This is a genomic window from Microbulbifer sp. JSM ZJ756 (genome assembly GCF_044383805.1).
Lineage (GTDB): Bacteria > Pseudomonadota > Gammaproteobacteria > Pseudomonadales > Cellvibrionaceae > Microbulbifer > Microbulbifer zhoushanensis.
In genome coordinates this window covers 76,024-96,731 of record NZ_JBISER010000004.1, presented here as the reverse complement: position 1 = coordinate 96,731, position 20,708 = coordinate 76,024, and the positions used below count along the sequence as shown (strand labels likewise).

The 20,708-nt window shown below is 60.5% G+C and carries 20 protein-coding genes, 1 other RNA gene and 1 pseudogene; 9 read left to right on the top strand and 13 right to left on the bottom strand.

Features of this window, described 5'->3' with window-relative positions; translation table 11 throughout:
- Window positions 1-241: 241 nt before the first annotated feature.
- On the bottom strand, window positions 242-451 hold the full coding sequence (locus ACH6CX_RS08570; protein ID WP_233006240.1) for a cold-shock protein: 210 nt from the start codon (window positions 449-451) through the stop codon (window positions 242-244).
- Window positions 452-1,089: 638 nt separating this feature from the next.
- Here ACH6CX_RS08570 and ACH6CX_RS08565 point away from each other — a divergent pair.
- Window positions 1,090-2,160 (top strand): hypothetical protein, encoded by a 1,071-nt coding sequence (locus ACH6CX_RS08565; protein ID WP_396675301.1) that lies wholly within the window; start codon window positions 1,090-1,092, stop codon window positions 2,158-2,160.
- A gap of 729 nt (window positions 2,161-2,889) precedes the next feature.
- Here ACH6CX_RS08565 and ACH6CX_RS08560 read toward each other — a convergent pair.
- The 6 genes from ACH6CX_RS08560 to ACH6CX_RS08535 form a co-directional block, all read right to left on the bottom strand.
- On the bottom strand, window positions 2,890-3,108 hold the full coding sequence (locus tag ACH6CX_RS08560; RefSeq protein WP_396675300.1) for a helix-turn-helix transcriptional regulator: 219 nt from the start codon (window positions 3,106-3,108) through the stop codon (window positions 2,890-2,892).
- Between the two features lie 359 nt (window positions 3,109-3,467).
- The gene (locus ACH6CX_RS08555) at window positions 3,468-4,697 is read right to left on the bottom strand and encodes a tyrosine-type recombinase/integrase (RefSeq protein WP_396675299.1); all 1,230 of its coding nucleotides are present in this window, start codon (window positions 4,695-4,697) and stop codon (window positions 3,468-3,470) included.
- Window positions 4,698-4,925: 228 nt separating this feature from the next.
- Window positions 4,926-5,315, bottom strand: a transfer-messenger RNA (tmRNA) gene (ssrA, locus tag ACH6CX_RS08550).
- 133 nt (window positions 5,316-5,448) lie between these two features.
- Window positions 5,449-6,801 carry a sodium-dependent transporter gene (locus tag ACH6CX_RS08545; protein ID WP_237062568.1) on the bottom strand — a complete coding sequence of 451 codons (1,353 nt, stop codon included), beginning with the start codon at window positions 6,799-6,801 and terminating at the stop codon, window positions 5,449-5,451.
- Between the two features lie 43 nt (window positions 6,802-6,844).
- Window positions 6,845-7,324: an SsrA-binding protein SmpB gene (gene smpB / locus ACH6CX_RS08540; RefSeq protein WP_233006231.1), complete on the bottom strand. Its 480-nt coding sequence runs from the start codon at window positions 7,322-7,324 to the stop codon at window positions 6,845-6,847.
- A 19-nt stretch (window positions 7,325-7,343) separates the two neighbouring features.
- On the bottom strand, window positions 7,344-8,762 hold the full coding sequence (locus tag ACH6CX_RS08535) for a sodium-dependent transporter (protein ID WP_233006230.1): 1,419 nt from the start codon (window positions 8,760-8,762) through the stop codon (window positions 7,344-7,346).
- A 188-nt stretch (window positions 8,763-8,950) separates the two neighbouring features.
- Between ACH6CX_RS08535 and ACH6CX_RS08530 the strand changes: the two genes are divergently transcribed.
- Together ACH6CX_RS08530 and ACH6CX_RS08525 are read left to right on the top strand one after the other, a co-directional pair.
- Complete coding sequence (locus ACH6CX_RS08530) at window positions 8,951-9,391, top strand: type II toxin-antitoxin system RatA family toxin (RefSeq protein WP_233006229.1); 441 nt, start codon at window positions 8,951-8,953, stop codon at window positions 9,389-9,391.
- Complete coding sequence (locus ACH6CX_RS08525; protein ID WP_237062566.1) at window positions 9,388-9,732, top strand: RnfH family protein; 345 nt, start codon at window positions 9,388-9,390, stop codon at window positions 9,730-9,732. Before ACH6CX_RS08530 ends, ACH6CX_RS08525 begins: the two co-directional genes overlap by 4 nt.
- Window positions 9,733-9,793: 61 nt before the next feature.
- Here the strand turns inward: ACH6CX_RS08525 and ACH6CX_RS08520 are convergent, their stop codons facing one another.
- Window positions 9,794-10,141: an outer membrane protein assembly factor BamE gene (locus tag ACH6CX_RS08520; protein WP_233006227.1), complete on the bottom strand. Its 348-nt coding sequence runs from the start codon at window positions 10,139-10,141 to the stop codon at window positions 9,794-9,796.
- Window positions 10,142-10,468: 327 nt separating this feature from the next.
- Between ACH6CX_RS08520 and fur the strand changes: the two genes are divergently transcribed.
- Window positions 10,469-10,879, top strand: a complete 411-nt coding sequence (gene fur, locus ACH6CX_RS08515; RefSeq protein WP_233006226.1) for a ferric iron uptake transcriptional regulator — start codon at window positions 10,469-10,471, stop codon at window positions 10,877-10,879.
- 87 nt (window positions 10,880-10,966) lie between these two features.
- Here fur and ACH6CX_RS08510 read toward each other — a convergent pair whose 3' ends face one another.
- The 3 genes from ACH6CX_RS08510 to recN all read right to left on the bottom strand — a co-directional run bounded on the left by ACH6CX_RS08510 (window position 10,967) and on the right by recN (window position 14,025).
- The gene (locus ACH6CX_RS08510) at window positions 10,967-11,407 is read right to left on the bottom strand and encodes an OsmC family protein (protein WP_237062564.1); all 441 of its coding nucleotides are present in this window, start codon (window positions 11,405-11,407) and stop codon (window positions 10,967-10,969) included.
- Window positions 11,408-11,586: 179 nt separating this feature from the next.
- Window positions 11,587-12,180, bottom strand: coding sequence for a 1-acyl-sn-glycerol-3-phosphate acyltransferase (locus ACH6CX_RS08505; RefSeq protein ID WP_233006224.1), 594 nt, complete (start codon window positions 12,178-12,180; stop codon window positions 11,587-11,589).
- 177 nt (window positions 12,181-12,357) lie between these two features.
- Window positions 12,358-14,025, bottom strand: a complete 1,668-nt coding sequence (gene recN / locus ACH6CX_RS08500; RefSeq protein ID WP_233006223.1) for a DNA repair protein RecN — start codon at window positions 14,023-14,025, stop codon at window positions 12,358-12,360.
- Between the two features lie 272 nt (window positions 14,026-14,297).
- Between recN and grpE the strand changes: the two genes are divergently transcribed.
- The 3 genes from grpE to dnaJ all read left to right on the top strand — a co-directional run bounded on the left by grpE (window position 14,298) and on the right by dnaJ (window position 18,307).
- Complete coding sequence (gene grpE / locus ACH6CX_RS08495; RefSeq protein WP_233006222.1) at window positions 14,298-14,945, top strand: nucleotide exchange factor GrpE; 648 nt, start codon at window positions 14,298-14,300, stop codon at window positions 14,943-14,945.
- A gap of 174 nt (window positions 14,946-15,119) precedes the next feature.
- The gene (gene dnaK, locus ACH6CX_RS08490; RefSeq protein WP_233006221.1) at window positions 15,120-17,063 is read left to right on the top strand and encodes a molecular chaperone DnaK; all 1,944 of its coding nucleotides are present in this window, start codon (window positions 15,120-15,122) and stop codon (window positions 17,061-17,063) included.
- Between the two features lie 119 nt (window positions 17,064-17,182).
- Window positions 17,183-18,307: a molecular chaperone DnaJ gene (dnaJ, locus tag ACH6CX_RS08485; RefSeq protein ID WP_233006220.1), complete on the top strand. Its 1,125-nt coding sequence runs from the start codon at window positions 17,183-17,185 to the stop codon at window positions 18,305-18,307.
- Between the two features lie 73 nt (window positions 18,308-18,380).
- Here dnaJ and ACH6CX_RS08480 read toward each other — a convergent pair whose 3' ends face one another.
- Together ACH6CX_RS08480 and ACH6CX_RS08475 are read right to left on the bottom strand one after the other, a co-directional pair.
- A complete protein-coding gene (locus ACH6CX_RS08480; protein WP_233006219.1) occupies window positions 18,381-18,827 on the bottom strand; it encodes a hypothetical protein in 447 nt (148 codons plus the stop codon).
- A 98-nt stretch (window positions 18,828-18,925) separates the two neighbouring features.
- The gene (locus tag ACH6CX_RS08475) at window positions 18,926-19,270 is read right to left on the bottom strand and encodes a TraR/DksA C4-type zinc finger protein (RefSeq protein ID WP_233006218.1); all 345 of its coding nucleotides are present in this window, start codon (window positions 19,268-19,270) and stop codon (window positions 18,926-18,928) included.
- Window positions 19,271-19,377: 107 nt separating this feature from the next.
- Here ACH6CX_RS08475 and dapB point away from each other — a divergent pair, with 107 nt between their 5' ends.
- Entirely contained in the window at window positions 19,378-20,202 is an 825-nt protein-coding gene (dapB, locus tag ACH6CX_RS08470; protein ID WP_396675298.1) for a 4-hydroxy-tetrahydrodipicolinate reductase, read from the top strand.
- Between the two features lie 41 nt (window positions 20,203-20,243).
- Window positions 20,244-20,651: pseudogene (locus ACH6CX_RS08465) on the top strand (ATP-dependent zinc protease); the annotation flags it as partial.
- Between the last annotated feature and the right edge of the window lie 57 nt (window positions 20,652-20,708).

Sequence of the window (20,708 nt, the reverse complement as noted above, 5' to 3'; positions counted from 1 at the left end):
TGCGCTTGGTGAGAACTTGAGTGATGTGGCAGGGCAGATCAGGTGTTACTCGGCAAGGTATGCAGGCGGAATGGCTCAAAGGTGTTGAGCGGGTGTTACTAGTGGCCATTCAGACTGTCACCAGTCTGAAGGCCGGTCTTTCAGGTTGGGAGACCCGGAGGTTGCCTCTCAACCGGGGTGGCATCCGGGCCACCCAGCAGCGGACCTTTGCAGGGCCGGCTGTAAATGTGAGCCTGTTGGCTCAGACACAAACAATGTTTTCAGCTTGCGGGCCTTTGGGGCCCTGGGTTACGGAGAACTCAACAGCCTGGCCTTCGGCCAGGGTTTTGAATCCTGAGCTGACGATTGCGCTGAAGTGTGCGAACACATCAGGGCCAGACTTCTGTTCAATAAAGCCAAAGCCTTTTGACTCGTTAAACCACTTAACGGTACCGGTCGTCGAATTAGACATGGTGATTTCCTGTAAACAACTATTGATCAGCCTTTATGGGGCGCGGGTAGTAAAAAAAGACTGGAATTTAGATGCTGCAGGACGAAGAAATACAGATGCGACGAAACTGAGGATTTAAACAAGAGGCTTACTTTTAACTGTAGGCACTGTAGGGCCTCTTGGGAAGTAAGTCAAAGGTTTTTTGGGGGCTGAATCTTGGGATCCTGATGCGGCATGAGCTCCCGTTCCGGGTAAATATTCCGATATTTAGCATCATTGGGGTTTTCTGTGCTCTTCATAAGTGGTCGCCAGGTCAGGGGATAGGGGTAATCGCATGAGTGATTCGTAGCATTGCTCCTCAGCCGGGGTTACCCTCGATTGTATTGATTCGCGTTCGCATATGGATTTAACCCGGTCGCTTTGCCTTCCCCTCATTTCGTTAGCCGTTGCGGCAGGGATGGCGGGAGTCGAATACTACCCGGAAAGCCCCGTCCTGCAAGGGTTTTGGTTTCCACTAGTCATTAGACCCCACAGATAACCCCACCATTTAGCAGAGGTGACGGGGCGTACCGAAGGTTCGTGTTGATACGGTCTATCCGAGGAAGTACTTTATGGTCTTAGGTAAATGAGCGCAGGAATATGAAGTGATCCTGTAGATCATGGAAGTCGAGCATCAGCCACGGGAAAGAGTAAAAATGAAAGAGAGGACGGTCTACATCATCGGTGCGGGCGCTAGCGTAGAAGCAGGCTTGCCAGCAGGGGAGGGCCTCAAGACTGAGATTGCGTCCCTGCTAGATTACCGAGGCGACAATGGGGATGGTCTAATAGATGATGCGATACGTGGTTTTTGTCGCAATCCCGGGGCTGAGATATACGATTTAAATGTGTATTTTAAAGAGTGCGCTCACATAGCTGCGAATATGCCCCTCGCTATTTCGATAGATAACTTTGTGGATTCTCAGCGCGATAATAAGCCCCTAGCTTTTTGTGCCAAGCTGGCGATTGTGAAAGCTATTTTAGATGCGGAGTCGAAGAGCAAAATATATACCGATTATCGCAATGGAAAGCTGATAGATTTCTCGGGTCTTGGTGATACGTGGTACTTACAGTTCTTCCGTAAGCTTACAGAAAACTGCACCGTAGACGATCTGCCTCATCGCCTTCGCCTGACTACACTTGTGATCTTCAACTATGACAGGTGTGTAGAGCAGTTTTTGTACCATGCGCTCCAGAGCTACTACCGGGTTCCTCGCGAGAGAGCTGCTGAGCTGGTTAGCAGTATGACCATTATCCATCCGTACGGCACAGTTGCTAGCTTACCTTGGCAGAATGGCACTGGAGCATTTGATTCAGCGTACTTTGGGGTGCCTACAGCTAACCCTCATAATCTGTGCAATATGGCAGGTAGGATAAGAACGTTTACCGAGGGGAGTGATAGTGAGGTCATCCGAGTGGTTTATCATAGCCTAGAGACCGCTAGTCGCGTGGTGTTTCTCGGTTTTGCGTTTCACCCTATTAATATGGAGCTGATCTCGGAAGACCTCTCAGGCTTTGATAACGAGAGTCCTGTCAGGTGTTATGGGACTGCATTCGGTATGTCTGAAGCGGCACAGCACCATGCTCAACGCTCCATACAATCGCTGTATAAAAATGACGTCACGGTGGAGCTGACTTCTGTAAGTTGTAACCAGCTATTTGTAGAGTACAGCCCGGTTATGGGCTTCGCCTGATCTGGGGCTACTCCTCAGTTAACTAAGCTTCGGGGCTTTCTGCACTGCCTGAAGCTCTAAAAGAGTATTACAGGCTGGCGCGCCCCTACTCTTAAACTTGCGGTCGCGTGGCGCTCCTTTCCCGCGCGGTGTACGTGAAAGGTGATAGATATTTTACCCCCCCTACCCCCTTATTCTGTAAAGGCAGAGCAGCATAAGCGGCTTACACGCTGATTCTCTCGGATTACAGGCTCCCCCCAAAACCTACTGCCGCTGGCGACAGGTCCCGGCGCACTACTACAGTACTAATAGGTTCTTTTGCACTTCCTGTTACTCTTCAGTCACAAAAAGAAATGTACATCTTTAAAAAGAGACGGTAGGCTCGCTAGCGCTCTGCCGCTCCCGACCCCTCTGGGGGAGGGGGGATCACGGCAGCACCACGCTACCGAGCCTACCCCTTTTTAAACCTTTCGATTTTACGCCTCTCCCTGCACCACCAGAGCAGCTGCTACAAGGTCTATTGAGAGCCAGTGAGCAGTATTCAAATAGCTATTTGATATCTTGCCTGCCAGCCCCTAGTGACCCTTTTCTAAGAATCAAAGCTGAAAGACACGCACCTGCCAGATGGCCTGCCGCTGTTTTGCTTGGCCAGTGAGGGAGAAGCGAGCCGCCCTCTAGTAAGAGGGCGACCCTAGGAAGGGCTGAACTGAGGAGGGGAAACGTGGGTGACGGGTTTAAATGTATGTCAGGTTAACAGGCATCAGTGGCTAGCTTATCCTGTACGCTGCGCACATAGCCTGCCGTCCACACGGAGGTTCTCGGCCCTAATTTTTTGGGGCGCTGGACCTTTCCTTGTTTCACCCATGCCCACCACGTGCTCCGCCCGATACCCAGGAATCGAGCACAATCAGCTGCCCGCACAAACGCATCTTGATCGCTAGGGAATGTGAAGGGGGGTTGTGTTGTCATGCTTTAGTACCTCATAGATTTCTCAAGGGGGGATTAGGCCAAGTCAGGCTTGAGGGAAAAGGATATGAGGAAGTGAGGAGGGGATAAATTTCCGTTCCACTAGGGACGTGCTGCGCTAAAGAGATATACCAAGATACAGGTCGCTACAGGTTAGGACTTGCTTGAAAATCCTCTGCCAGAAATGCGGTGAGGCGACCTAAAATTGCGCTCTGTTGTACATGAAAAATCGACTGCTGCGGCAACGGTTGCCGCTTTTGTCGCAGTCTGAGTTTCTGATCCGAGGTTGGACGCTGGCAAGGGAGATGATTGCTCCTCGCCTCGTGTGTGTGTCGCTAGTAGAGGCTGGGGCGGGGCAGCGGCTATGATCTCCCAAATGCCGCTGTTATTACGTTGCTATGCTTGGCTTCTTCTCGGAGAGCGTCTAGGTAGTCTGCCCACCTTTGCATCATTTCTCTGCGCTGCTTTAGATGCTTGGTACGATTGTAAGCCCGCCCTAGAGCGTCTCTTACGGTGTGCGCCAATTGGTGCTCAATGTAGTCTACACGGAAGCCGAGGGCCTCATCTAACAGAGTCCGTGCCATCGCCCGAAAGCCGTGAGCAGTCATTGTTTCATTGTCGTACCCTAGCGACCTGAGCGCTGTTCTGACGCCGTTATCGGATAGGGGGCGGCTCCCCCCTCGGGCGGAGGGGAAAACGTATCTACCGTGCCCTGTGAGCGGTTTTAGCTCGCGTAGTAGTGCCAGAGATTGCTCCGCTAGAGGGATAATATGAGGTTCCTCGGTTTTCATCTTTGCGGCTGGTAGCTCTATCTGAGCTCTCTCCCAATTGACTTCTGACCATTCCAGCTTCCGCAGCTCGCCCGGCCGGCAAAACAGTAGGGGTGATAGCTTGAGCGCGACTCTGACGGTGGGGGTGCCTTTGTAGCCCTCGATGGCTAGCATTAGGCGGCCGACTTCTCGCGGATCGGTAATGGCTGCAAGGTGCTGCTTTTTGGTGGGCTTGAGCGCTCCTGTCAGGTCGGCCGTGGGGTCGCGGTCGGCTTTGCCAGTGGCTACCGCGAAGCGGAAGACCTGACTGGCGACTCGTTTGACGCGGTGAGCGGTTTCAACTGTGTTCCGGCTCTCGATACGGCGCAGGCAGCGCAGGACTTCCGGTGCTGTTATTTCACTGACAGGGCGCTTGCCAAGATAAGGATTGAGGTCGCGGGTCAAAGCTAGGGTTGCGCGGTCTCTTGAGGACTTTGAAAGGTGGGCCACCTTGGCTGCAAACCATTCCTCACTGACCGCTGCAAAGCTATTGCGGTGGGCCTCTAAAGTAGAATCTCTACGAGCGCGCTTTACATCCCGAGGATCTATGCCTTGCGCGACATATGCCCGTGCCTCGTCGCGAGCTTTCCTAGCATTGGCGAGGCTTACGTCAGGGTAGACCCCGAGAGCCAGATCACAGCGCTTCTCATGCAGGCGGAAGCGGAATACCCAGCGCTTGGTGCCATTGGGCTTTACTTCCAGATACAGACCTCTCTCATCCGCTTCGAGGTATTTCTTGTCTCTAGGCTTAAGGGCTTTCGCCTTTGTGTCGGACAGGGGCAAGGCTGGAATTCCTCTAGGGCATTTGGGGCGCTCAGCCCGGTACGATTCGGAGCATTCCGGTGATTTGGTGGGGTCGGGAAGCTAGATACGCAGGACCCCACCGTTAGCCCCACCAAAAGTGGCTAGATTTGGTGGGGTCTATAAGACTAACTGGGGCGGGCCAGATAAGCAAAAGCCCCGAAAACACTGGGCTTTCGAGGCTTTTGTGGTCTGTCTGAGACAGTTGTTTGGTGGAGATGGCGGGAGTCGAACCCGCGTCCGTCAGCACTCTGCCATGAGCTCTACATGCTTAGGTCCATCTATTGATTTAGCCGCATACAGCCCGATGGGCAGGACGTAATTGGCGAGCCTGAATAAGTTTTAACCCTTCCACGTCAGGCACGCTTCAGGGCGATCCAGTTCTGTATGACAGCCAGCAGCGCGGTACTGGAACCTTGCTGAAGGCTGCTAAGGGACGAACCCTTAGTTAGTGCTTCACAGGCTGCTTACGCAGCGAGTTGGGCACCGTAGTTGTCGTCGTTGGCAACTAATAGATTGCAGCTTTGGATTTACGTGATTCGCTACCATCACGGCATGCACCCATGGTTTCGTCACCGGCGTCGAATCCAAGTCATCCCCGATGCAAAACCCTGTGTGGTCTAGGACTTAGTATACCGGATTTTGTTCCCGGACAATATGCCCCGACACGACCAGATGGTGAAGATGGTCGCGGATGGCCAGTTATGGACGGCCAGTCGCGACCAGAAAGTCATCAGCCCAGCAATACCGACTGGGCGAAAGCGGCGAAGATCAGCAGCGGGCACACGATGCGCACGTACCAGGGCCAGATCTTCCAGAACAGGGTTCTCTCGATGCCCTCGTGGCCCTTCTCCAGCTCCGTGAGCAGTTGGTCACGGCGCCAGATCCAGCCGGCGAAGATACACAGGGACACGCCCAGCAGGGGCTGGCCGTACTCGGTGCTGATGCTGATGACCAGCCCGAACAGGGTATCGAAATTGAAGATGATCAGGCTGCTGATGGCAAAAATGACCAGGCCGACCAACATGGTCGCCCGTTTGCGCCCCAGCTTCAGGTTCTCGATGGAGAAGGCAACGGGGACTTCCAGCATGGAGATGGAGGACGTCACCGAAGCGATGGTCATCAGGGCGAAGAAGGCGATGGCCACGAACAGGCCGGCGGTGCCCATGGTGTCGAACAGGGCCGGCAGCACCTGCAGGATCAGGCCCGGCCCGGCGATCAGCTCGCCGCTTTCGGAGAAGATCTGGGTGCCCGCTTCCTGGGCCACGTACATGGCCGGCAGGATCAGCAGGCCGGCGGTGAAGGCGATGCCCACGTCGATCAGGGTTACCAGGGCGCCCAGCCGCGGCAGGCTCTCCTGCTTGCTCAGGTAGGAGCCGTAAATCAGCATAGTGCCCACGCCCAGCGACAGGGAGAAGAAGGCCTGGCCCATGGCGGACACCAGCAGCTGCGGTGACAGGTGGCTGAAGTCGGGCATCAGGTAGACCTCGAGGCCGGTCATGGCGCCGGGCTGGGTCAGTACATAGATGATCAACAGCAGCAACAGGATGATCAGCGCGGGCATCAGCAGGGTGGACCAGCGCTCGATACCCTTCTCCACGCCGCTGGCAATGATCACCATGGTGATGGAGCTGAACAGGGCGGTAAACAGGAGGTTGCGGGATGTGCTGCTGCCGGTCAGCCACTCGGCGGCGCCGCCGGCTCCCCACAGTTGAGCAAAGGGCTCCACCAGGTGCGCGACCATCCAGCCGGCAACAATGGAGTAAAAGCTCAGGATAAGCGATGCCACCAGGATGCCACCGAAGCCGGTGAGGTTGGCAAAGAAGCGGCTTACCGGGCCCTCGGCCACGCCGCGCAGCGCCTGGACCATGTTACGGCGCGCGTGGCGGCCGATGGTGAGCTCGGCCATCAGGGCCGGGTAGGCCAGCAGGAAGGCCAGGATCAGGTAAACCACCACGAAGGCGGCGCCGCCATTGCCGGCGGCCTTGGTGGGGAAGCCCCAGATATTGCCCAGGCCAACGGCGGAGCCCGCCGCGGCCATCAGGAAGCCGATGTTGGAGCTGAATTGTCCTCTCGGTGCACTCATGAGTAACCCTGTAATTATTTTTCTATCGGGCGCCGGCGCCCTACTACTTGTGTTCGGTGCGCATCAGGCGCTGTTTCTCGCGGTTCCAGTCGCGCTTCTTCTCGGTCTCCCGCTTGTCGTGATGGGCCTTGCCCTTGGCGAGGGCGATCTCGCACTTGATCAGGTGCTTCTTCCAGTAGAGCGCGGTGCAGACGACGGCATAGCCCTTCTGGTCGACAGACGCAATCAACTTGGCCAGCTCGCGCTTGTTGAGCAGCAGGCGGCGGGTGCGGTCGGGCTCGGTGACGAAGTGGGTAGAGGCGCTGGGCAGCGGCTGGATGCGCGCACCCAGCAGCCAGGCCTCGCCATTCTTGAAAATAACGTAGCTGTCCGTCAGCTGGGCCTTGCCCTCGCGGCAGCTTTTCACTTCCCAGCCCTGCAGTTCCATACCCGCCTCGAACTTCTCCTCGATGAAGTAGTCGTGGCGCGCCCGCTTGTTCAGGGCGATGGTACGGGAGGAGTTTGCGCTTTTCTTTTTGGCCATGGATACAACAAGTGCCTGATTAGAAGAAACTGTGCCCGAAGTACTTCTCGGCTACTGTGTTGATAAACACCAGTAGCAGGATCAGGGGGATGAAAGTCCCCAGGGAGAAGTTGACGTACTTCTGGGAGAGGCTGCCGGCAAAGCTGGGGTCACCTTCCTGCAGCTCGCGGTCGAAATTGGCCCGCTTCCACTTGTAGATGACGAATAGGCATACCAGCAGGCCGTTCAGTGGCAGGATCGTAGAATAAAAGATCAGCTCTACCAGATCAAAGAAAGACTTGTTCTCGCCGGCGATGGATACAAACTGGGTTAGCCAGTCGGCCATGCCGAACGACATGGCGCAGGCAATGGCCAGCACCAGTTGTATGGCGGCGATGCTGTAGATCGCTTTCTTGCGCTCCATGCCGCGCTCGTCACACAGGGTCGCTACCGGTACCTCGATAATGGAGACCAGCGAAGTGATCGCGGCCACCAGCACCAGGAAGAAGAATACCGCTGCGAAGGCGCTGGCCCCGAAGTAGCCGATATTTTCCTGCAGGGCGAGGAAGATCTTCGGCAGGAACAGGAAAATCATGCCGGCCGAGGAGTCACTCAGTTCGGTGGGGTCGATCTGCGGATTGAAGTGGAAAATGGTGGGCAGGATCAGCAGGCCCGCGGTAAATGCCACCAGGGTGTCGGTCAGGGCCACGGCCTTGGCGGAACCCGGGATCGAGTCCCGCTTCTTCATATAGGAGCCGTAGGTAATCATGATGCCCATACCCAGCGACAGGGAGAAGAAGGCCTGCGCCATGGCATTGTTGACCACCTCGGCGTTGAGCTTGGACAGGTCGGGGGTCAGGTAGTACTTGACGCCCAGCATGGCGTTTTCCTGGGTCAGCACGAATATCACCAAACCCAGCAGCATCACGAACAGCATCGGCATCAGGGTCTTGGCGGCGCGCTCGATACCGTCCTTGACCCCCATGGCGAGTATGCCGTTGATGATCAGCATCAGCACCACCAGGTAAGCGAACACGATGGGGGAATTGATGAACTGGCCGAAATGCTCGCCGGCAGCCAGCTGGTCCAGGTTGCCGCCCAGGGTTGCCACCAGGTAGCCGAGTACCCAGACGGTTACCACCAGGTAAAAGACAGCGATCATGAATGGGGTGATCAGGGCAAACCAGCCGGGAATACGCCAGCCAATGGAGCCCCCGGAGACCTGGCGGTAGGCGCCAACCGGGTCCTTGTCGCTTTTACGACCCAGTGCCAGCTCGGCCATCATCACGGGAAGGCAGATCAGGAACACAAACAGTGCATATACCAGCAGGAAGGCCCCGCCGCCGCTCTTGGTGGCGGCGACCGGAAAGGCCACCAGGTTGCCGATTCCCACGGCGGAACCCGCCGCGGCGAGGATAAACCCCAGTCGCGATCCAAAATGCTCTCTTGCTGCGGACATAGTACTCTCGCTTGCCTGTTATTCTTGTCTTTACACCGCTGGCAGCGGCGACCGGCCGGGCACCCCGGCCGGATAAAGCTGCGATTGTTGCAGGAATTGACTTGCTTGAGTAGCGCCGACTGGCAAAATTGCCCGCTCCGCGCGCGGAAATGGCCGTGTGGGCGGCAGTATTGGAAAGATTGGAAAGCATGGCAGAGATAGAGCGCAGTGCACTGGTGATGTTCAGTGCAGAGCAGATGTTTGACCTGGTGAACGATGTGGAGAGCTATCCCCAGTTCCTGCCCGGCTGCAAGAGTGCTGAAATTTTGCACAGTGACGAGAATACCCTGGAGGCGCGCCTGGAGCTCAGCCGGGCCGGTATCCACCAGAGCTTTGTCACCCGCAACCAGCTGGAGCGGCCGACGCGCATGACGCTGGAGCTGGTGGACGGCCCGTTCGAGCACTTCGAGGGGCTCTGGCACTTCTCGCCGCTGGCACACGACGCCTGCAAGGTGAGCTTTGCGCTGTCTTTCCGGCTGCGCAACCGGCTGGTGGCAGCGGCTGTGGGCAAGCTGTTCAGTGAGCTGGCCAACCAGATGGTGCGGGTCATGTGTGAACGCGCCGAGCACGTATACGGGAAACCGCAATGACCGATATGAAGACAATTGCCGTGGAGGTGGTGTACGCACTGCCGCACGAACAGCGGCTGGTGAGCCTGCTGGTACCGCCCGGCACCACGGCGACCGAGGCCCTGGTCCGTTCCGGATTGCCGGAAGAGTACCCGGGGATCGATCCGGCGACGGCGCGGCTGGGCATCTTCGGCCAGGCGCTGGGGACCAAGGGGCTGGCGGTGGCCGATCAGTATGAGCTGAAGCCGGGAGATCGGGTGGAGGTATACCGGCCGTTGATTGCAGACCCGAAAGAGGCCCGCAAGCAGCGTGCGGAGAAGGCCCGGCGCAAGGCGCAGGAGACCGGTGGTAAAGCGGATTAAATGGCCGCGCTGCCCGGTGTTTTGGGCAGGCAGCAGCCGGGGCGCCGCTGAAGGAAGGCTGTTACTGCGGCCAGCCGGCCGGCTGCCAGTCGCCGCTGGTGGCAATCAGCAGGTCGCCATTGAAGTAGACGGAGAACTTCTTCTGTTCCACTTCGCCCTTTGGGTCGCGCACGCGGTTCACGTAATCCCAGCGATTGGCGTTGAAGGTGTCTTCGAGCAGCGGTGTACCCAGCACGAAGCGCACCTGCCGGCGGGTCATGCCCGGCTTGAGCTGGTTTACCATTTCCTGGGTAATGATATTGCCCTGCTGGACTTCGATCCGGTGCACGCCCGGAAACTTGAACAGGCTGCAGGCGCTGATCAGTGCGCAGAGGCCGGCAATGGCGAGGGCTTTCAGGGTCGTTGGCATTCAATGCTCCATTGTTATCTCGATGCTGGCGGAACCGGCTTGCCGGGCCGGGAATGGTCCACCTGGGTAAGGGTAGGCGCCCCGGGGCGCTGAAAGTTCCCGTTGCCGGCGCCTCACGCCCCCTCATATCAGGGGAGGCGGCTGTGCCGGGGCCGGGCCAGGGAGCGCCGGGGTTCCGCTGACTACGCTCGGCGTGGATAATACCGCAAGAGTTGGCGAGCTGACAGGCATCGGAGTGCCTGTCTGTGTCCGGCCGCCCCGGTTACATCCGGGCCGGTAACTGGCTGTATCGCCGAAACCAGAAGAATTTTCCCGGGAAACTGATCCATGTCGAACGAAAACCAGGAACTGCGCAAAGCCGGTCTCAAAGTGACGCTGCCGCGAGTCAAAATCCTGCAGCTGCTCGAGAACGCGAGTGAGCAGCACCTGAGCGCTGAAGATGTCTACAAGTTGCTGCTGGACGCCGGGGAGGATGTTGGCCTGGCGACGGTGTATCGCGTCCTGACACAGTTTGAGAGTGCCGGGCTGGTGATGCGACACAACTTCGACGGCGGGCACTCGGTGTTCGAGCTGGATCGCGGCGACCACCACGACCATATGGTGTGTACCGATAGCGGCAGGGTAATCGAGTTCCACAATGAGGAAATCGAGCGCCTGCAGCAGCAGATCGCCGAGGAGCACGGTTATGAGCTCACCGGGCACAGCCTGGTGTTGTATGTGAAGAAAAAGGATTCCTGACCGGTCAACCGGAAAGCCGCTCCCCCACTATGGGGGCGGCCCATGGCCACGACAACCCGGCTGTTAACCCGGGTTCTCCCCCTCCCTTCATGCCTGTCTTTGGCGGACCCTCACCTCGAGCGTTACCCCGGCCACCAGCGAATTGGTCACCAGGCACCTTTCCTCCGCCTTGTGCAGTAGCCGCTCCGCTTCCCCGGTGTCACCACCTGCGGGTATCTCCAGTTCGGCCGAGATGGTAAATGCGGTGAACTGTGTCTTGCGGTCGCGCCGGTCGAGGGTGCCGTTCGCCTCGCAGGCCAGGGAGTGCCACTCCAGTTGCTTGAATGTTGCGATCGCCCGGAAAGTAAGGATGAAGCAATCCGCCAGCGCTGCCACCAGCAGGTCCTCCGGCGACCAGTGATCCCCGGGCCCGCCAAACTGTACCGGCGGCGCGGAGGTCAGGGGTTCAACCCCATCTGTGGATAACTCGACATCACTGCCGGGATCGGCCCGGGCGGCCACCCGGTACTGGTGGGGAAGTTCCTGCATGGCCTGGCACCTCACAAAGCGCTGAGTCGCCAAAGGCTAGGGTCAGGCGCCCCGGGCCACCAGCCTCGGGCCTTGCCCCGTGGCTGGTGCATATCGCTGCGGTCCATGCACCCTGCGGGTGTGCAGGCTGCGTTATTTGTGGGGACGGCCCATGGTCGTGATCGGTTGCGCCGAGCGCCTTACGCCGGCGGCGTGTAGCGCTGCGGGAACTTGCCAATCTTGTCGGCATAGAAGTCACGGAACCGTTCCAGCTCGCGGGCCAGGTCGGCGCTCATTTCAAAGGCCGGCCCCATGCCCACTTCTTTCCTGGGGAAATTGATGAACCCGCATACCACCGGCACACCGGCACCGCGGGCAATATGGTAAAAGCCGGTCTTCCAGCGTTCCGCCATACCGCGGGTGCCTTCCGGCGGCACGGCGATCACCAGGGAGGCGCTGCGCTTGAACTGCTCCACCGTTGCCTCGACCAGGTTATTGGCCTTGCTGCGGTCCACGGCGATGCCGCCAAACCACCGCATCATGCCGCCCAGCGGGAACTTGAACAGCTTGTCCTTCCCCATCCACTGGGGCACCAGGCCCAGCTTGAGGGCGGTGAGGATAAAGTAGTAGCCATCCCAGTTGGTGGTATGCGGGGCGCCCAGCAGTACGTATTTCTTCAGTTTGAGCGCCGATTCGTCAGCGACCACCCGCCAGCCGTGCAGTTTCAGCAACAGCTTCGCGACCTGGCGCAGGATCGGGGTGACAATCGGTGTGTTGAAAATGGTTCTCTGCATGAAATCAGCCAGATTGAATGTTGGCGGCGAATTATAGAGGCATTTCGGCGCCAATTCCGGTTAATTGCGGCTTTTATCAGTGTAGGGTGAATTGTCCCCGCCACGCGGCTGCAACAGCCGGGGCGCCCGCCAGAGTGGAAAGGGAAGGCCCGGGAGCCGGGGCGCTATGCTCCCCCGTCAGGCGCGGGAGAGCATCTCCCCGGCGTGGGCCAGGGACTGTGCGGTGGTTTCGCCGCCCAGCATGCGGGCGATCTCTTCCCGGCGCTCCTGGTCCTTGAGTTCCCGCAGCGCCACGAATGCGGCGTCTCCGTCGCTGTGCTTCTCCACCAGGTACTGCCGGTGGGCCCGCGCCGCCACCTGCGCCAGGTGGGTTACGCAGATCACCTGGCCGGTGCGGCCGTTGCGGCCCTCGCCCAGTTGCCGCAGCAGGCGCCCGACAACATCGCCGGTGGCCCCGCCGATACCCACGTCCACCTCGTCGAAAACCAGGGTGGGGGTGCGGGAGGTCTGGGCGGTGACTACCTGGATTGCCAGGCTGACCCGCGACAGTTCGCCCCCGGAGGCGATCTTGCCCAGCGGCCGTGCCGGCTGGCCGGGGTTGGTGGCGATCAGGATTTCCACCTCTTCCAGGCCGGTGGCCGCCGGTTTTTCCTGTGGCTGCAGCGCCAGCTCCACCCGGGCGTGGGGCATGGCCAGGTCGGCCAGCTGCCCGTTCACCGCGGCGGCCAGTTTTTCGGCCGCGCCGGCGCGCAGTTTGCCCAGCTTGCCGGCGGTGGCCCGGTAGGCCTGTTCCAGTTCCCGGCACTCGGATTCCAGCCGGTCCAGTGCATCCGGTGCGCCAATTTCGTCCAGTTCCGCCTGCAGCTGCTCCTGTAGCCCGGGCAGCTCCGGTGGCTGCACGCGGTGCTTGCGTGCGGCCTGGTAAATGGCGCTGAGCCGCTCCTCCACCTCTGCCAGGCGTTCGGGATCCATCTCGAAGCGATCGATATGCCGCGTCAGGGTGCCGGCGGCTTCGTCCACCTGGATCCGGGCGCTGTCGAGCATCTGCGCCACCTCGGTCAGCTCCGGCGACTGCTCCGGCATGGCCGTGAGCAGCTGCAGGGCCCGGTGCAGGTGCTCGGAGATATCCCCCTCCCCGCCGGTGAGCATGGCTGCAAGCTGGTAACTGCCGCTGAGGATCTGGCCGGCATTGGCCAGCTGGCGTTGCTCGCTCTCGAGTTCAGCGATTTCGCCCGCTTGCAGGTCCAGCTGGTCCAGCTCCTCCAGCTGGTATTGCAGCAACTGCCGGCGCGCCTCGGTTTCCTCGGCACTGTCCGCCAGGCTGCGGTAGCGGCGGTACTGGTCCTGCCAGGTCTTGAAATGAATGCGGGTCTCCGCAGCCAGCTCGCCGGCACCGGCGAACTCGTCCAGCAGTCGCCGGTGGGTGTCTTTTTTGAGCAGGGACTGGTGCTCGTGCTGGCTGTGGATATCGATCAGCTGCTCGCCCAGGGCGCGCAGCTGCAGCAGGGTCACCGGCTGGCCATTGATATAGGCCCGGGAGCGCCCGTCGGCACTGATGGTGCGCCGCAGGATTACCTCGTGGCCGGTGTCCAGTTCCTGCTCTTCCAGCCAGGTGCTGGCCTCCGGATGGTCACTGATATCGAAAGTCGCGTGGATGTCGGCCCGTTTCGCCCCGGCGCGGACCAGCTCCGCATTGCCGCGGTCGCCGAGGGCCAGGCCCAGGGCGTCGAGGGTGATGGACTTACCGGCCCCGGTCTCGCCGGTCAGGGTGCTGGTGCCGGAGCCAAACTCCAGTTCCAGCTGGTCCACCAGGGTGAATTGGCTGATAGACAGGTGCAGCAACATAGGGATCGCTTCTGGCTCAATTGTTATCTGTGTATTTATACAGTAATCGCCGGCGGGTCGCTACCGCCACCCGGTGACATTACAGTGCGCGGGGAGGCGGTCAAGCGCCGCGCTGGCGGGGCGCGTGGCGAGTTTCCGGGATAACCCCTTGAACTGCATGGGCAAGGCCCCATATACACCTGCACTGTCCGCCCGGCATGGCACGCCCGGCTTGGCGCCCCCGGCGGACATCATATTTGAACCAACTGACAGTCGACGCGACGGAGAGAGCAGTGGCCAGAGAGCGCAGCGAAGAAGATCAGATTGACGAGGGGACGCCGCATCCCGAGGCACTGACCGCGGAAGAGGCGGCAGCCGAGGAAACCAGTGCGAGTGCCGAGGTAGAGGAACCCTCCCCCGAAGAGCAGCACGAGGCAGAGGAGGCCCTGCACGCGGAGCCCGACAGCCCCGAGGCACTCAAGGGGGAGATCCTGGGCCTGCAGGAGCAGCTGGCGATCCAGAAGGACCTGGCCATGCGCGCACAGGCCGAGGCCCAGAACGCGCGCCGCCGCGCCCAGCAGGATGTGGAGCGGGCGCACAAGTACGGCGTGGAGAAGCTGCTGCAGGATTTCCTGCCGGTGGTGGACAACCTGGAGCGGGCGCTGTCCAGCATCGACCGCGAGGACGAGGCCAACAAGGCCATCATCGAGGGTATCGAGCTGACCCATAAGTCCTTCGTGGACACCCTGGCAAAGCATTCCGTGGAAGTGGTGAACCCGGCCGGCGAGCCATTCGACCCGGAACGGCACCAGGCCATGACCCAGGTCCCCAGTGGTGATGTGGAGCCCAATACGGTGCTGGATGTATTCCAGAAGGGCTATGTACTGAACGGCCGCCTGTTGCGGCCGGCAATGGTAGTGGTGAGCAAGTCCCCGTCGTGACTGCACACCCCTTTGTCGGGGGCAGGCCCGGAGAATCGGGCAGCCCGGGCAGAGGATCGGGCATAAAGCCCCTTGAAATTGTAAGGCCGGCACCAATATAGCTGGCAACTGAACGAAAACTTGCGCTCCCGCCGGTATCGGGCGGGAAGCGGCGAAAAAGTGAGGAACATACTGATGGGAAAAATTATCGGCATCGACCTGGGAACCACCAACAGTTGTGTGGCAGTCCTGGATGGTGACAAGGCGCGCGTGATCGAGAACGCCGAGGGCGATCGCACCACCCCGTCCATCGTGGCGTTCACCGATGACAACGAGATCCTGGTGGGCCAGTCTGCCAAGCGCCAGGCGGTTACCAACCCGCAGAATACCCTGTATGCGGTCAAGCGCCTGATCGGTCGTAAATTCAAGGACGATGTGGTGCAGAAGGACATCAAGATGGTGCCCTACAGCATCGTCGAGGCCGATAACGGTGATGCCTGGGTAGAAGTGAAGGGCGACAAGAAAGCGCCGCCGCAGGTTTCCGCCGAAGTACTGAAAAAAATGAAGAAGACCGCCGAGGATTTCCTGGGCGAGACCGTCGATGCAGCGGTGATCACCGTCCCGGCCTACTTCAATGATTCCCAGCGCCAGGCCACCAAGGACGCGGGCCGCATCGCCGGCCTGGACGTAAAGCGCATCATCAACGAGCCCACCGCGGCCGCGCTGGCTTATGGCCTGGACAAGCAGGGCGGTGACCGGACCGTGGCGGTCTACGACCTGGGTGGTGGTACCTTCGATATCTCCATCATCGAGATTGCCGATGTCGACGGCGAGAAGCAGTTCGAGGTGCTGTCCACCAATGGTGACACCTTCCTCGGCGGTGAGGATTTCGACCTGCGCCTGATCGACTACCTGGCAGAGCAGTTCAAGAAGGACCAGGGCATCGACCTGAAAGGCGACCCGCTGGCCATGCAGCGCCTGAAGGAAGCGGCCGAGAAAGCCAAGATCGAGCTTTCCTCCAGCCAGCAGACCGAGGTCAACCTGCCGTACATCACCGCAGATGCCTCCGGTCCCAAGCACCTGGTGGTGAAGCTGACCCGCGCCAAGCTGGAGAGCCTGGTGGAAGAGCTGGTCGAGCGCTCCCTGGGGCCGGTCAAGACCGCCCTGGCTGATGCCGACCTGGCGGCCTCCGGCGTGGACGAGGTGATCCTGGTGGGCGGCCAGACCCGTATGCCGCTGGTGCAGAAGAAAGTAACCGAATTCTTTGGCAAGGAGCCGCGCAAGGACGTCAACCCGGATGAGGCGGTGGCCATGGGCGCTGCAATCCAGGGCGCGGTCCTGGCCGGCGATGTGAAAGACGTACTGCTGCTGGACGTTACCCCGCTGACCCTGGGCATCGAGACCATGGGCGGCGTGGCGACCCCGCTGATCGAGAAGAACACCACCATCCCGACCAAGAAGTCCCAGGTGTTCTCCACCGCGGATGACAACCAGACCGCTGTGACCATCCACGTGGTCCAGGGCGAGCGCAAGCAGGCGTCCGAGAACAAGTCACTGGGTCGCTTTGACCTGGCTGACATCCCGCCGGCGCCGCGCGGTGTGCCGCAGATCGAAGTCGCCTTTGACATCGATGCCAACGGCATCCTGCACGTGCACGCGAAGGACAAGGCCACCGGCAAGGAGCAGTCCATTGTGATCAAGGCTTCCTCCGGCCTGAGCGAGGAAGAGATCGACAAGATGGTGCAGGACGCCGAGGCCAATGCCGAGGCGGACAAGCAGTTCGAGGAGCTGGTAACCACCCGCAATACCCTCGACGGCATGATCTCTGCCACCAAGAAGACCCTGGAAGAGGCTGGCGACAAGGCCACTGCCGAAGAGAAGTCCGCGATCGAGGCGGCCATCTCCGAAGCGGAAGAGGCCGTCAAGGGCAACGACAAGGACGCCATGGAAGCGGCCACCAACAAGCTGACCGAGGCTTCCGGCCCGCTGGCACAGAAGATGTACGCCGAGCAGGCGCAGGCGGCACAGGGTGCCGAGGGCGCAGCCGAGGCGGAGCAGGGCGGCCAGCAGTCCGGTGGTGACGACGCGGTGGACGCGGAGTTCGAGGAAGTGAAGGACGACAAGAAAGAGGACAAGTAAGCCCTCCCTGCGCGCGGGTGGCTGGTGGCTTCCCGCGCAAAGACAAACCTCGAGGCGCGGCGGCAATTCTGCGGAACTGGCCACCGCGCCTCAGTTAGTTAAGACAGAACACACTTTTTATGTCGAAGCGCGATTATTACGAAGTCCTCGGTGTCGAGCGGGACGCCTCCGAAAAAGACCTGAAAAGGGCCTATCGACGGGTGGCGATGAAGTATCACCCGGACCGGAATCCCGACGACAAAGAGTCGGAGAACAAGTTCAAGGAGGCCAACGAGGCCTACGAAGTCCTGTCCGACCCGCAGAAAAAAGCAGCCTATGACCAGTTTGGCCACGCCGGTGTGGAAGGCCAGATGGGCGGCGGTGGCGGTGCCGGCGGTTTTGGTGGATTCTCCGATATTTTCGGCGATGTGTTCGGCGACATCTTTGGCGGTGGCGGCGGCCGTCGCGGCGGCCCGCAGCGCGGCTCGGACCTGCGTTACGACCTGGAGCTGGATCTCGAGGACGCCGTGCGCGGTACGACTGTGCAGATTCGCGTGCCGACCCTGGTGGGGTGCAAGACCTGTGACGGTTCCGGGGCCAAGCCGGGCTCGAATCCCCAGACCTGTGGTACCTGTGGCGGTGTAGGCCAGGTGCGTATGCAGCAGGGCTTCTTTGCCGTGCAGCAGACCTGCCCCAACTGCCGCGGTCGCGGCACCATCATTACCGATCCCTGTGGCAGCTGCCATGGTGCCGGCCGGCTCGAGGAGACCAAGACCCTGTCGGTTAAAGTTCCTCCCGGCGTGGACAGCGGCGACCGTATCCGCCTGTCCGGCGAGGGCGAGGCGGGCCCAGAGGGCGGTCCTCCCGGGGACCTCTATGTGCAGGTGGTGGTGAAGGAGCACGAGCTGTTCCAGCGCGACGGCAAGAACCTCTACTGCGAGGTGCCGATCAGCTTTGTCACCGCGGCCCTGGGCGGTGAAATGGAAGTGCCCACCCTGGACGGCAAGGTAAAGCTGAAGATTCCGGCAGAGAGCCAGACCGGCAAGCTGTTCCGCCTGCGCGGCAAGGGCGTCACGCCCGTGCGCGGCGGTGCCCCGGGCGACCTGCTGTGTCGGGTGGTGGTGGAAACACCGGTCAACCTGAGCACTCGCCAGAAGGAGTTGCTGGAGGAATTTTCCGGCACCCTGAGTGAGAAGAAAAACTCACCCCGCCAGACCGGCTGGTTCGAGGGCGTGAAGAATTTCTTCGGGGACATGAAGCTTTAAGGGCCTTGGGCCCCAATTCCTCCCTCCCGCTTCTTACCGCGCCGGCCGGCACGGGGAAGCGGGAGGGAATCCCTCACATCTCCGCCAGTCGCCGGCGAAACTCCTCGTGGTACTCGAGCTGTAACTCCTTGAGAGACTGCAACTGCTGTTCATCGAGGATGTCCACCAGTTGTGCGCGAGTCTCGGCGCGAATGGCAATCATCTTCGCATCGATTTCCTCGCGCTGTTTCTGCGTCAGTTCCGGTGGCTCCCCGGAGAGGAAGCCATAGCCCTTCAGCATTTCCTTTTTGCGGCGGAAGTTCTCCTGCAGGATCGGCAGGACGGTATCCTCCTGCTCGGGGGTCAGGTTGAGCTTCAGGGTCACCCAGTCGGTGACGTCGTCATATTTTTCCCAGAAATCCTCCCCCAGCCCTTTTTCTTCCTCCCGGGCGCAGCCGCTGGCCAGCCCCAGCAGCAGGGCCAGGATAGCCAGGGCCAGGCCGGCATTGGCGGGGAATCTGGTGTTTCTCAGGTGGTGCATGGTTGCCTCTCCAGGGGGGTATGCACCAGATTCTAGATGGCACGGGCAGTGCGGTGGGTCCCCGGGCGGAACCGTCCGCCTGAATTGTACTGGCGCAGTCAGCCCGGCTTGCCGGCGCAGTCGATACAACGGGTGATGGTGGGGTCTGCGCTGAGTCGGGCCGGCTCGATGGCATCGTCACAGATAAAGCAGAAACCAAAGTCGCCGCTGTCGATGCGTCGCAGGGCGCCGTCGATGCCCCGCAGCAGGGCCTGCCGCCGCCGGTCGGAGTCCAGTGCTATCTGCTGCGCCTGCAGGGCCTCCATGCGCGACAGGCGGCCGACGCTGGACTGGTCCAGGGTTACCGTCTGGCTGCCGCGCTGCGCTGTCTCTTCCAGCGACAACAGTTCTGCCCGTAGGGCCTGCAGCCGCAGGCGGAAGTCCGCGAGTTCCGATTCGTTCATGCAGTAGGGCCATTTTTGTTGTTATAAAGGGGAATACTACTACAGCTATGTTCCGGCGCCGGGGTAGAATCCGCGGCTTTCAGGGCGGCAGTCAGAAAGGAGGAGAGATGACAGTCAAGGTAGCCGTAACGGGGTTCGCCGGGCGCATGGGGCGCGCGCTGGCAGAGGCGCTGGCGCAGGCCGATAACGCGGAACTGTCCGCGGCGATCGTGCGCCCCGGGTCCAGCCTGGTGGGCAGCGATGCGGGCGAGGTTGCCGGGCTGGGCCGGTCGGGACTGCCGATCGTGGATAGCCTTGGCGGCGCTCAATTCGATGTCCTGATCGACTTTTCCGCTCCCGCTGCCACCCTGGAAAATGCGGCCTTCTGTGCCGGCCAGGGCAAGCCGATTGCAATCGGCACCACCGGCTTCAGTGAGGCGGAGAAAGCGACGTTACTGGCACATGCACAGGATATCCCGCTGTGCCTGGCGAGCAATTTCTCCACTGGCGTCAATCTCTGCTTCAACCTGCTGGAGACTGCTGCCCGGGTAATGGGGGAAGAGGCGGATATCGAGATTGTCGAGGCGCACCACCGTCACAAGGTGGACGCCCCGTCGGGCACCGCCCTGAGTATGGGGGAAGTGATTGCTGAAACGCTGGGCCGGGACCTGCAGCAGGTGGCGGTCTACGGGCGCGAGGGGCAAACCGGTGCGCGCGATCGCGAAACCATTGGTTTTGCCACGGTTCGTGGCGGCGATGTAGTGGGGGAGCACTCGGTAATGTTCCTCGCCGATGGCGAGCGCATTGAAATCGGCCACCGGGCCAGCAGCCGCCTGTCGTTTGCCCGCGGTGCGGTGCGGGCGGCGCTGTGGCTGCTTGGGAATGAACAAAAGGGCGACCGCGTGCCGGGCCACTACGATATGCGCGATGTACTGGGGCTGAAAGTCGGTTAACCTGATCGCGACTGAATTTTGCAACATCAAGGTCACAGGAGTTGGCGTTGGAACATAAGATAATCGTTGGTAGCGAGGAGTGGTGCAGCTTCCCCGGGCTGGGGATTCCCGCCATCAAGGCGCGGGTTGATTCGGGGGCCAAGACCTCCTGCCTGCACGCCTACAACATTCATACCTTCAAGCGCGACGGCGAGTCCTGGGTCAGCTTCGAGGCGCACCCGCTGCAGCACCAGCGGCGCCCGTCGGTACGCTGCGAGGCGCGCCTGCTGGACAAGCGCACGGTGCGCAGTTCATCCGGGGAGGCAGAAAAGCGCCCGGTCATCCGTACCGCCCTGTCGATTGGTGGCAGTGTCTGGGATATCGAGCTGACCCTGACCAACCGGGACTCCATGGGCTACCGGATGCTGCTGGGCCGCGAGGCGATGATGGGCCGGATGATGGTGGACCCGGCGGAGAGCTTCTGTCTCGGCGATATGCGCGTCAGTGAGCTGGAGGAGTACTACCGG

Coding starts and splice junctions, on each gene's coding strand:
- ACH6CX_RS08570 (WP_233006240.1), bottom strand. CDS start 451: ATGTCTAATTCGACGACCGGTACCGTTAAGTGGTTTAACGAGTCAAAA.
- ACH6CX_RS08565 (WP_396675301.1), top strand. CDS start 1,090: ATGGAAGTCGAGCATCAGCCACGGGAAAGAGTAAAAATGAAAGAGAGG.
- ACH6CX_RS08560 (WP_396675300.1), bottom strand. CDS start 3,108: ATGACAACACAACCCCCCTTCACATTCCCTAGCGATCAAGATGCGTTT.
- ACH6CX_RS08545 (WP_237062568.1), bottom strand. CDS start 6,801: ATGAGTGCACCGAGAGGACAATTCAGCTCCAACATCGGCTTCCTGATG.
- smpB (WP_233006231.1), bottom strand. CDS start 7,324: ATGGCCAAAAAGAAAAGCGCAAACTCCTCCCGTACCATCGCCCTGAAC.
- ACH6CX_RS08535 (WP_233006230.1), bottom strand. CDS start 8,762: ATGTCCGCAGCAAGAGAGCATTTTGGATCGCGACTGGGGTTTATCCTC.
- ACH6CX_RS08530 (WP_233006229.1), top strand. CDS start 8,951: ATGGCAGAGATAGAGCGCAGTGCACTGGTGATGTTCAGTGCAGAGCAG.
- ACH6CX_RS08525 (WP_237062566.1), top strand. CDS start 9,388: ATGACCGATATGAAGACAATTGCCGTGGAGGTGGTGTACGCACTGCCG.
- ACH6CX_RS08520 (WP_233006227.1), bottom strand. CDS start 10,141: ATGCCAACGACCCTGAAAGCCCTCGCCATTGCCGGCCTCTGCGCACTG.
- fur (WP_233006226.1), top strand. CDS start 10,469: ATGTCGAACGAAAACCAGGAACTGCGCAAAGCCGGTCTCAAAGTGACG.
- ACH6CX_RS08510 (WP_237062564.1), bottom strand. CDS start 11,407: ATGCAGGAACTTCCCCACCAGTACCGGGTGGCCGCCCGGGCCGATCCC.
- ACH6CX_RS08505 (WP_233006224.1), bottom strand. CDS start 12,180: ATGCAGAGAACCATTTTCAACACACCGATTGTCACCCCGATCCTGCGC.
- recN (WP_233006223.1), bottom strand. CDS start 14,025: ATGTTGCTGCACCTGTCTATCAGCCAATTCACCCTGGTGGACCAGCTG.
- dnaK (WP_233006221.1), top strand. CDS start 15,120: ATGGGAAAAATTATCGGCATCGACCTGGGAACCACCAACAGTTGTGTG.
- dnaJ (WP_233006220.1), top strand. CDS start 17,183: ATGTCGAAGCGCGATTATTACGAAGTCCTCGGTGTCGAGCGGGACGCC.
- ACH6CX_RS08480 (WP_233006219.1), bottom strand. CDS start 18,827: ATGCACCACCTGAGAAACACCAGATTCCCCGCCAATGCCGGCCTGGCC.
- ACH6CX_RS08475 (WP_233006218.1), bottom strand. CDS start 19,270: ATGAACGAATCGGAACTCGCGGACTTCCGCCTGCGGCTGCAGGCCCTA.
- dapB (WP_396675298.1), top strand. CDS start 19,378: ATGACAGTCAAGGTAGCCGTAACGGGGTTCGCCGGGCGCATGGGGCGC.